The organism is Methylocucumis oryzae (assembly GCF_000963695.1).
Classification (GTDB): Bacteria; Pseudomonadota; Gammaproteobacteria; order Methylococcales; family Methylomonadaceae; genus Methylovulum; species Methylovulum oryzae.
Genome location: NZ_LAJX01000187.1, coordinates 25,268 through 34,810, shown reverse-complemented (window position 1 = coordinate 34,810; position 9,543 = coordinate 25,268). Strand labels below are relative to the sequence as shown.

Annotated in this window: 6 protein-coding genes, 3 pseudogenes and 1 CRISPR repeat array; of the genes and pseudogenes, 3 read left to right on the top strand and 6 right to left on the bottom strand. The window is 43.6% G+C overall.

Annotated elements, in window-relative coordinates; genetic code table 11:
- Positions 1-35: 35 nt before the first annotated feature.
- Positions 36-366: direct repeats of the CRISPR family, unit length 28 nt; unit sequence TTTCTAAGCTGCCTGTGCGGCAGTAAAC.
- Positions 367-537: 171 nt separating this feature from the next.
- Together VZ94_RS16330 and VZ94_RS16325 are read right to left on the bottom strand one after the other, a co-directional pair.
- Entirely contained in the window at positions 538-1,584 is a 1,047-nt protein-coding gene (locus tag VZ94_RS16330; protein ID WP_045780031.1) for a hypothetical protein, read from the bottom strand.
- A 76-nt stretch (positions 1,585-1,660) separates the two neighbouring features.
- Entirely contained in the window at positions 1,661-3,235 is a 1,575-nt protein-coding gene (locus tag VZ94_RS16325) for a delta-60 repeat domain-containing protein (protein WP_045780030.1), read from the bottom strand.
- A gap of 432 nt (positions 3,236-3,667) precedes the next feature.
- Between VZ94_RS16325 and VZ94_RS27175 the strand changes: the two genes are divergently transcribed.
- The 3 genes from VZ94_RS27175 to VZ94_RS16315 all read left to right on the top strand — a co-directional run bounded on the left by VZ94_RS27175 (position 3,668) and on the right by VZ94_RS16315 (position 5,321).
- Positions 3,668-4,075 carry a TIR domain-containing protein gene (locus VZ94_RS27175; protein ID WP_052700655.1) on the top strand — a complete coding sequence of 136 codons (408 nt, stop codon included), beginning with the start codon at positions 3,668-3,670 and terminating at the stop codon, positions 4,073-4,075.
- The gene (locus VZ94_RS27170; protein WP_204369182.1) at positions 4,032-4,517 is read left to right on the top strand and encodes a hypothetical protein; all 486 of its coding nucleotides are present in this window, start codon (positions 4,032-4,034) and stop codon (positions 4,515-4,517) included. The genes VZ94_RS27175 and VZ94_RS27170 overlap by 44 nt, the downstream gene beginning before the upstream one ends.
- Positions 4,518-4,910: 393 nt before the next feature.
- The gene (locus VZ94_RS16315; RefSeq protein WP_045780029.1) at positions 4,911-5,321 is read left to right on the top strand and encodes a GFA family protein; all 411 of its coding nucleotides are present in this window, start codon (positions 4,911-4,913) and stop codon (positions 5,319-5,321) included.
- 145 nt (positions 5,322-5,466) lie between these two features.
- Here VZ94_RS16315 and VZ94_RS16310 read toward each other — a convergent pair whose 3' ends face one another.
- From VZ94_RS16310 to fabB, 4 genes and pseudogenes are all read right to left on the bottom strand, one after another.
- Positions 5,467-5,823, bottom strand: a complete 357-nt coding sequence (locus tag VZ94_RS16310; RefSeq protein WP_045780028.1) for a hypothetical protein — start codon at positions 5,821-5,823, stop codon at positions 5,467-5,469.
- Between the two features lie 283 nt (positions 5,824-6,106).
- A pseudogene (locus tag VZ94_RS16305) lies at positions 6,107-7,262 on the bottom strand (PilT/PilU family type 4a pilus ATPase).
- A gap of 185 nt (positions 7,263-7,447) precedes the next feature.
- A pseudogene (ttcA, locus tag VZ94_RS16300) lies at positions 7,448-8,306 on the bottom strand (tRNA 2-thiocytidine(32) synthetase TtcA).
- A gap of 13 nt (positions 8,307-8,319) precedes the next feature.
- Positions 8,320-9,541 (bottom strand): annotated as a pseudogene (gene fabB, locus VZ94_RS16295) (beta-ketoacyl-ACP synthase I).
- Positions 9,542-9,543: the final 2 nt, after the last annotated feature.

Here is a 9,543-nt window from a genome sequence, read left to right as displayed (position 1 = left end):
AAACTGCTTTTGATGTTCCAGAAGAACTTGAAATTTTTCTAAGCTGCCTGTGCGGCAGTAAACATACGGGCGGCGATACGGGCGGTGATACGGGCTTTCTAAGCTGCCTGTGCGGCAGTAAACATTAGTGTAACAGCGCCGATTGGTAGCCAATCTTTCTAAGCTGCCTGTGCGGCAGTAAACGGAAAGCCAGCATATCAAACTAATGCCGGGCTTTTCTAAGCTGCCTGTGCGGCAGTAAACGAACAAAAAAAAAAGCCGATGTTGCAAGCATCGGTTTCTAAGCTGCCTGTGCGGCAGTAAACTAACTAATTGATTTGTTTGTGTTTTTTTGGCTGTTTCTAAGCTGCCTGTGCGGCAGTAAACCCAGATTATAAAAAGCCTTGAAGCCAATTGCGACAAGGGCTGCAAGTGGATTAGCCTATTTTTTACCATCTGTAAAGCATAATCGTGTAACATTATGAATTTATTTACATTGTTAAAGAGCAGAAAATTTTTTGGTCAAAATAGCATTATGCTGATAACGGTTCAATACAACTACAACAAATCCTTTGCTGCCTCATCAGCGATAATCACTTTCATCTTTTTGCGAAGTTTAACAACTTTCGGGTCGAAATTCGCCATAATGTCTTGGTGACTGTGTTCAAGAAAGCCAATCGCAGCTTGATATTCTCGTTCAAGCAATATCTTTAACTCGGCTGGGTCACCTTGGATGGCGTTGCAGTCTTTCATAAAATGTTTAAATCGCACTGCTTGTAAGGCGCTTATGTCAGTGAAGACAAAATCCTTACTCGGTTCGGATTCTTGGTTGCCATCAAGCTGGTATACTCGCTTGGATGCAGCGGCATGATAGTCATTTAGAAGACTTTCAACGCGCGTGGACAAATAGTTGTAATATCGACTATTCAGTTCATCCAGTTGCGGCTCCAATCCTCCAGCCTCAAGTCGAATATCAAAAATTGTTCCCTGCCCTTCCCGTTTACCGTGGCTTTCACCATCAACATATTCATGTGGAATCATTTGGCTGATTTTATCGAAACCCAGCTCTTCGAGTTTGCTATGCATATAAGCGGCTAATGTGCAGAGATTGGCGTAATGGAACACACCGTTGATTTGCAACCGCGCCCACCGATAATGCAAACTGCCTCGATAAGGTTTTGCGATATGGCTGGGATTATCCTGTTGCCGCATCGATTCTTGAAAAACATAGTCGGCATGGTCGTAATCGTAGACGGTTTCAAAATCAAGTAAGCTGGTGTTTTCTGCCAGGTATTCATTCAAGAAAAATAAATCGTCACCTATCCCTGTTAGTTGTAGCATGGTGCTGTTTAGCAACAGGTAGTGTTCGTCATCAAAGGATTCAAGTGCCGTTTCAGTTTCTTCATGACTCGTGGTTTTGATACCAAATAAGGCTTTGAGCAAGATTTGCAGGATACGGGAACGGTCATCGCTAGGCATATTGGCGCGATAACGTTCTTGCATCTCCTCTGTCCAGGCAAAATAATCCGGCACAACGCTGATAATGGCTCGTCTTATTGCGGCTTCTTGTTTCGAGGATGTCGTTGTAAATAGAGGAACAGTCATGTGTGTGCCTAAAATGTCTATTGCAATATTTGGCTTTTAGATAAATAACGCCCGATCTTTACTTTAATGGCTTAGGCTAGATAACGGGGTTAACACCAATCACGGTAACAGCATCTAGCTCAGCTAATGTTTGCACCGTTGTCATGCCCAGCACAGTTTGTGCGCCGCCCTCCCCTTGCTGGCTGGCATGATTACCATCGCTAAAAAGCCAATCTACGGTTATGGTATCTGGCAGGGACTGAGCTGTGCTACTAAACGCTATCGACGATAACGTCTGATTGATAAGCTTTTGCGTTGCATTTGAGTTGAACACAATAGATAAATAAGTCTGCGTAGAATAAACCGTGCCTATTTCTACGCCATTGACGACGGCTTTACCTTGACTTAAATTCAGTTGACCTAAGCCGGAATATCTATCGTGACTGTCGCCACCGCCATGCCGCTCTATACGCAAACTAGCCCGGCTATAATGACCTTGTGCAGCTAGCTCTAAATCGTAAATCCTCACCTCGCTATCCAATGCAATCGGATTACCTCCCTCGCGGTATTCAGCAATATGGTCTAAGCTCGTTTGGTCATACAAAGAACCAAAGCTGTTATCTAGCGTACCATTAGTGTTATAGCGCAATAGCGCGAAATCGGCGGCATTACCATTGCTCTCAATACTGCCCGTCACCAGAATTTTGCCATCCTGTTGTAACGCTACCGAATACGCCTGTTCCTTAGTCGTGCTTAAGCCTGTAATCACAATGCCATTATTGCCAAACGCATTATCTAGCTGGCCATTAGCTAAATAACGCACGACAGCGAAATCAGTATCATCACCGTTGTAATGCACGCCAGCGACTAAGATTTTGCCATCGGCTTGCACGATAATTGAATTTGCTTCATCGTCATAATCACCTAACTCGGTCATCACGATACCGTCTTTAGAGAAGCTACGATCTAACTCGCCATTACTCAGATAACGTACCAACGCAAAATAAGCAAAACCGTCTTTATAGTTAATACCGCCCACTAATAGCTTGCCATCCGCTTGTAATGCCACCGCTTGCGCACCATCTAAACTGTTATCTAGGTCTAAAGTATAAATGCCATCACCAGTAAAGCTCTTATCCACTAACCCGGCTGTCGTATAGCGAACTAACGCAATATCATAATCGTGACCGTTATAACTCGCGCCGACCACGATAATCTTGCCGTTCGCTTGCAGCACCGCGCCATATGCCTCATCATCGCCATTGCCAATAGCAGTAACGACCGTGCCACGCTCGCCAAAGCTAGTATCAAGCTTGCCATTAGGCAAATAACGTACTAACGCAAATTGGGCATTACGGCCAGAACCACTCGTACCCACTACGACTATTTTGCCGTCATCTTGTAATAACACGGAATAAGCCGCGTCATCAGCGCTACTCAATGAAGTAGTCACCATACCGTTATCGCCAAATTTAGTGTCTAACGCGCCGCTACTTAAATAGCGAACAATCGCCATATCAAACGTTTTGCCGTTAAAGCTATAACCTGCGACCACAATCTTGCCGTCAGCTTGCACTTTAATAACGCGCGCAACATCCTCACCACGATTAAAATCAGTGGTTATTTGGCCACGACCATCAAAAATAAAGCTAGGAGCTGTGTTATCTGTCATAATTACCTACATGAAAATAGAATGAGCTATGCTGAACGCCTGACCAAACAACCTACACAAACTTTTTCAAAACAGTGGTTGCCATAGACTGAATGATATACGGAAAAGAAATTCAAGCAATTCAGAAAATTGTTGTAGTAATATGCTTTTGCTAAATATACAGAAACGTAACTTCTCATTAGTCACAGGTAAGCTTATTTTTCAATGACTTATAATTGTGAAATTTCAAGAAAAATCGTATTTTTAATCTCTCGTGAACAACAAATCAATAACTTACGATGCATTGGTGTTAAAAATAACGTTCATTATCAGTTTTAACAGATTTTTTAGCTATATAACTCTTTGATTTATAATCTACCCGCAACTAATGAGAAGTTACACAGAAACCATTTAATTACTAGTTGGCCATACAAGAACCTACAAGGAGATTCAATGAAAGTATTTCTAAGCTGGTCCGGCACCAAAAGCCATAAAGTTGCCTTGGTGTTTCGAGATTGGCTGCCGTCCGTTATTCAGGAAATTACTCCCTATGTGTCTTCAGAAGACATAGATAAAGGGGCTCGCTGGAGTACAGACATTGCAAAAGAATTAGAAGATTCAACGTTTGGGATCCTCTGCGTAACAAAGGAGAATATCAGCGCCCCGTGGCTGACATTCGAGGCTGGGGCGCTATCAAAGACTATGGACAAATCGTTTGTTAGCCCTTTCTTGTTTGACATTAAACGTTCCGAGGTTGATGGACCAATTCTTCAATTTCAATCGACGATATTTGAGAAAGAAGACATTCAAAAAACTCGTGCGTACTTTAAACAAGGCCTGTGGAGAAAACGGGTTATCTGAAGAGCGACTTGTGAAAGCATTTGGCGTTTGGTATCCGACACTGGAAAATGATCTTAACGCGATAAAAGGCCAAGCTGACGAAGCTGAAGAATCAGAAAATAATAAACAAGATGACGGGCCAGATAATCAAGAGATATTGGAAGAAATTCTTGAGCTATCCAGAAGTAATCAGAAATTAATCAGAAACCCGGATGGCTCATTTGGCTCGCAGCTAGAGGAGACACGCCAAATTGTTAGGGAAATTCTATCCAGACTTGACCGACAAGAGATCGCAGGTATCAAAAAGGGTCGAAGGTATCATCCAATGATACTTGAGGAACTCATGCACTTATCCTCTTTGAGTAGCGACAATTTCATTGGTTTGCAGATGGTATTAGCTATTGTTCGCACAGACTTTCCTTGGATATATGAAGCAGGGATGGAAGTAATAAAAATTTTTTAAATCCAGAGCCTCAAAGGAAGACAAAAACACAGCAATGCGAGAGTTCTCGCGAATACTTGAGTTCTCATTTGATCATCCAATGATGCGTGAGCAGTTTTCAAGCTCAAAAGAACTGCACATGATTTCGAGAGAGTTACCACACATAATTTTGCGCACCTTTGAGAGAGCAGTAGATGGCTAATCAGCGGGTCAACTTGACCGTCAAACGCTACGCATTTACCGGCAAGTTACCTTTATTGTTAGGCTTTTGGAGATTTAGGCAACACAATAAGATGCGCTGATAGGATGCAGCCGATGTTAGGAGATGCATCGCTCGCGAACGTTGCGCCTCACGTTGCTCGACACAACCTATGTAAGGCGCTCATCTTATCAAGTTAACAAGGAGCTTGCTGAATGACTTTATTCCGTGGTGGCTGTTTATGTGGTGCCGTGCGTTATGAAACGACTTCTGATCCTTTGAACCAGAGGGTATGTCACTGTAAGGCTTGTCAAAAAGTTATCGGCGCTGCTTTCAATGCTCGGGTACTCATGCGCATTGAACATGTTGTTATCTCTGGCCCAATCAGCACCTTTAACTCTTCAGAAGCTCTTGAGCGCGGTTTTTGTTCGCATTGTGGTTCCAGCATTTTCTCGCGGCGTGTTTCTGCTGGAGTCATCGGCTTAACAGCAGGCAGCCTAGACGAACCGTCACTGTTCAAGCCTGACATGCACTTTTGGGTATCTTCAAAGCAACCGTGGCTTAAGATTACGGACAGCTTACCACAATATCCAGAAGGCCCACCATCTTTAGGTTATGAGCCATGAACGCTGATAGGATGCTGCCGACGTTAGGAGGCGCATCGCTCGCGAACGTTGCGCCTCACATTGTTCTGCACAACCTATGTGAGGTACGCATCTTACCCCGTTAGGATTGAATTTACCCGCCAGTAAATACCAACAGCACACCTATCTACGCCAACAACGCCGCTATCGCCAACTTCGCATTACTTTGAGCCACTGCTTCGGCTAGTTGAGATTCAGTCAAGGTATGTCTTAACGCTTTGCTACCCATAAAATCAAATTCTTGGTAGCTTTTTTGGGCAAACGTGGCGAGTTGGCATTTTTTGTGGGGTGAGTTGTTAAATGGCAGTTCTTTAGCAGTCGGACTTAAGGGTTCCATGCCTTCTGCGCTAGGTGCATAAATTAAAAACTCACCTTTTATAGCCAATACCGCACGATATTGATTGGCGGTCGTGCAATATAAATCGCCTACCGCAATCGTTTGTTCGTTAAGTCCAGCCGGTTTTGTTTTCTTGTTCTTTTTCATGATGTCATACTGTAGTTTTGTTCAGGGTACGGCTTTTCAATGATGAGTATTCCACTTTTTCGAAAAAACTCTAATGACGAATCCACCCGCTACGCTGTTTTAGCTTGCGCATTCGGGGTGGTTCTTGCTGCTACGTCTGTTAGTTCAGACGGTACTGAGCCAGATTTTAGCGTGTTTCGTGCCTTGATATTGTCGACTAACGCCTTCGTGATTCTGCTACTGCTAGCTGCAACCGTTTGGCACAAATACAGTGACACCGAACTTATAGCTTTGAGCCATCTGGCTAATGCCCACGTCCATCTTCACCGTCTTCTTTTTGAATAGCTTGTAACGATAATTGCGCCGATTTAGGTTTGGCAGCACCTTCACCGCCGGAAAAGCCTTCACTTAAGTTAATTTTTAGCTTTAAGTTGTTTGGTGAGTCAGAATTCATTAATGCGTCATCTAGGCTGATAACTCCGTCTTGATAAAGCCGCATTAAATGGCTATCGAAGGTTTGCATACCTATATTTTCTGATTTTTCCATAGCTTCTTTAATGCCATGAATTTCGCCTTTTAAAATCAAGTCACGCACTAATTGCGAGGTTAATAAGATTTCTATCGCTGCAACGCGTTTGCCCTCTTTAGTCGGCACTAAGCGCTGGGAAATAAAGGCTTTCATGTTAAGCGATAAATCTAGCAGTAGCTGATTCCGCCGCTCTTCTGGGAAAAAGTTGATAATACGATCTAAGGCTTGGTTAGAATTATTGGCGTGTAAGGTCGATAAGCACAAATGCCCAGTTTCGGCAAAAGCTAACGCATGTTCCATGGTTTCACGCGAGCGAATTTCACCAATGAGGATGACATCAGGTGCTTGGCGTAAGGTATTTTTTAATGCTTCTTCGTAGCTAGCCGTGTCAACGCCTACTTCGCGCTGATTCACCAGAGATTTTTTATGCGGATGAATGAATTCGATAGGGTCTTCTATCGTGATGATATGACCGGAGGCGTTGGAGTTGCGGTAGTCGATTAGCGCTGCCAGCGATGTGGATTTGCCCGAACCGGTACCGCCGACGAATAAAATCAATCCTCGCTTTTCCATGATGGTTTTTTTTAAGATAGGCGGTAAACCCAGCGCATCGGCATTCGGTATATCGACTTTGATATTACGAATCACCATAGCGAAGTTGTTACGCTGCTTAAAAAATGTTTACCCGAAAGCGTCCTACGCCGGGTTCAGAGATAGCAAGATTTAATTCGGGATTATGCTCAAAATCTTTTTGTTGCTGCGCATCCATTAAACTATACGCGATTTCTTTAAGTCGCTGATTCGTTAATTTAACGTTTTCTATCGGTTTTAACGTGCCTTGAAATTTAGCGGCCGGCGGTGCATCGACGGTTAAATATAAGTCTGAGCCATCGTGATTGACTAATATTGTTAGATATTCTTTGAATTCCATAAGCACCTACCGGTTAATTATTTTGGCTACCAACCTAAGTAGGGACAGGACATTCAGTGCGCAAGACGCCGTAAATACATCCCTGTAGGCTTGATGGCAGCATCCCTGCTGCCAACACCTGCGCTCTAAAACGCCCTATCCCTACTTAGCATTATCGAATAAAGTACATAGCCATTATTTTAGCGTCATCCACTGATAGCACATAAACTATCTTCGGTTGCAACCTCTTTGTTAGCCGCTTGTTCGCGTTCTAATTTTAAACCGTAGAAATCAAATAACTGCGTGTCCGCTAGTTGTGAGGGTGCTACATTTTGCAAGCTAGCAAAAATAGTTTCTAAGCGACCTGGAAAGTGTTTATCCCAATCTCTTAACATCGCTTTCATCGCAGTGCGTTGCAAGTTCTCTTGCGAGCCACATAAGTTACACGGAATGATAGGAAAGTGTTTAAATGCACTAAAGCGTTCTATATCTTTTTCTCGGCAATAGGCTAACGGTCTGATAATAATGTTTTTCTTATCATCACTGAGTAGCTTAGGCGGCATGGCTTTTAGTTTGCCGCCATAAAAAATATTCAGAAAAAAATGTTTCTATAATATCGTCACGATGGTGACCTAAGGCTATTTTATTGGCGCCAATTTCTTCGGCAAAACCGTATAACGTGCCACGTCTTAAGCGTGAGCATAAACTACACGTGGTTTGCCCTTCAGGAATAACACGCTTAACCACACTGTATGTGTCTTTTTCCAAAATATAATGCGCTACGCCTAGCTTAGTTAAATACTCAGGCAAAACATGTTCTGGAAAACCGGGTTGTTTTTGGTCTAAATTAACCGCAATAATGTCAAAATGTATCGGCGCGGTTTTTTGTAAACTCAATAAAATATCTAACATCGTATACGAATCCTTACCACCGGATAAGCACACCATGATTTTGTCGCCGTCTTCAATCATGTTGTAGTCGGCAATCGCGTCGCCGACTAAATGACGTAAGCGCTTTTGTAGTTTATTAAATTGAGTGCGTGATTTTTGTGTGTTGTCGTTCATAGCCGGTCAACAATCAACCGTTATAGCGCTGGAAAATTAATGTAGCATTCGTGCCACCAAAACCGAAACTATTAGACATCATAGTATTTACATTAACGTTATCGCGAAGTTCGCGCACAATCGGAATACCTTCTGCACACGGGTCTAGGTTATCGATATTAGCCGATGCGCTAAGGAAGTTTTCCGTCATCATTAATAACCCATAAATGGCTTCATTCACACCCGCCGCACCTAAAGCATGACCAGTTAATGATTTGGTTGAGCTGACAATTGGCATAGCTTGCTCTTTAAATACTTCGCGTAACGCGGCTGTTTCGCGTGTGTCACCTACCGGCGTACCCGTACCATGGGCATTAATGTAATCAATTTTGCTATCCACTGTTGCCATCGCTTGTTGCATACAACGCACCGCGCCTTCGCCGGAAGGCTGTACCATGTCATAACCATCAGACGTTGCGCCATACCCGACTAACTCAGCGTATATTTTCGCGCCGCGTGCTTTTGCATGTTCTAATTCTTCAACGACTAACACGCCACCGCCACCTGAAATAACAAAACCATCGCGATCCCTATCGAAAGGTCTGGAAGCCGCCGCAGGTCTGTCATTGAATTTAGACGACATGGCACCCATTGCGTCGAATAATACCGACATCGTCCAATGGACTTCTTCTCCACCACCGGCAAAAACAACGTCTTGTTTACCCATTTGTATCAGTTCCATCGCATGGCCGATACAGTGCGCACTGGTTGCACACGCAGAGGTGATGGAATAATTTACGCCTTTAATTTTAAACGGCGTCGCTAAACAAGCGGTATTGGTGCTAGACATTGCGCGCGGTACGCGATAAGGCCCGACTTGTTTAACACCGCGTTGACGTAAAATATCGGCCGCTTCGACTAAGTTTGACGTAGACGGACCACCTGAACCCATTACCAAACCAGTACGTACATGCGACACTTCGTTGTCAACTAAACCAGCATCGGCTATCGCTTGTTGCATAGCGATATAATTGAACGCGGCACCGTCACCCATAAAGCGTTTTATTTTGCGGTCAATAAATGCGTCGGTATCGATATTAACAGCACCATGAATTTGGCTGCGAAAACCCAGCTCCTGGTAAAACGTCTGAGAACACAATACCCGAACGCCCGGTTCTTAAGGATTGTACGACCTCAGATGCGTTATTTCCTATGCTGGAAACAATCCCTAATCCCGTTACTACCACTCTTTTCATAA

Coding starts and splice junctions, on each gene's coding strand:
- VZ94_RS16330 (WP_045780031.1), bottom strand. CDS start 1,584: ATGACTGTTCCTCTATTTACAACGACATCCTCGAAACAAGAAGCCGCA.
- VZ94_RS16325 (WP_045780030.1), bottom strand. CDS start 3,235: ATGACAGATAACACAGCTCCTAGCTTTATTTTTGATGGTCGTGGCCAA.
- VZ94_RS27175 (WP_052700655.1), top strand. CDS start 3,668: ATGAAAGTATTTCTAAGCTGGTCCGGCACCAAAAGCCATAAAGTTGCC.
- VZ94_RS16315 (WP_045780029.1), top strand. CDS start 4,911: ATGACTTTATTCCGTGGTGGCTGTTTATGTGGTGCCGTGCGTTATGAA.
- VZ94_RS16310 (WP_045780028.1), bottom strand. CDS start 5,823: ATGAAAAAGAACAAGAAAACAAAACCGGCTGGACTTAACGAACAAACG.